Annotated in this window: 1 protein-coding gene; it reads right to left on the bottom strand. The window is 57.9% G+C overall.

Annotation, left to right across the window (positions count from 1 at the left end):
* A partial coding sequence (locus Xsze_RS21485; RefSeq protein ID WP_143707620.1) for a conjugal transfer protein TraG N-terminal domain-containing protein occupies positions 1-844 on the bottom strand: 844 nt, incomplete at both ends.

Genomic DNA, 844 nt, shown 5'->3' with positions numbered 1-844 from the left:
CTGACTCATCATGCCACCAACATCGCCCATCCGCACCCCGGCCCAGGCCAATGCCCCCAACCAAACCATCGGCAGGATAATAAACAACGTCCCCATCACCAGCCCCATAATCATATCATCTGACGTATTCTGCATGCCCGCCAGATTAAACAGGCTGTGGGTGTCGGAGCCGTACAGGGCGTCCAGCAAATGGCTGTCCAGCCAGCGCGCCAGCTCCCACCAGAAGGTCAGGAAATTCAACGCAAAAATCACACAGGTCAGGGTAAACACGGTCTTAAACTCATACGTGGCCACCAACAGCAGCAACGGGATTAAGATATACAACGCCATCAAAATCACCGCCTGCATCATCGGCAGAGCCTGTCGTACCGCATCGAACATCGGATAAGCCAGTAAGCCCCCCAACAGTACCCCGGCAGAGGCCCCTATCCGGGTCGAACCATCCCACAGTGTGGGGTCCGCATTACCGCCATAACCGGCATATACTTGTCCTGCTTGAGACACCGTCAGGTTTACCGGGCTGACCAGGCGGCGGATCACGGCTTCCTGATAAGCGGGCGTGTTTTTACCCAACATTTTCAGTGTCGCGGACAGACGCAACCATAACCCCGGATCAGCCTGCGCAAGCACCCGATCTTTCAGGCCGATGTTGGCGGCTGACCACCAGGCCTGACAGCTCGGATAGCCTCCCTGCCCGGTATACGGCCGGCCGTTGTCCCGGCTCTCCTGCCATGGGAAATCAGCCCGGGGCGTGCGCGATTGCAGTGTCCGGTAATCGCCGGCTAAAAATGTGCGGCTGCCCAGCCAGCCGATATCATTCAGGATAATCGGGTCGCGGGAGTGT

Source organism: Xenorhabdus szentirmaii DSM 16338 (genome assembly GCF_002632585.1).
GTDB lineage: Bacteria > Pseudomonadota > Gammaproteobacteria > Enterobacterales > Enterobacteriaceae > Xenorhabdus > Xenorhabdus szentirmaii.
This window is presented reverse-complemented; position numbering and strand designations above follow the sequence as displayed.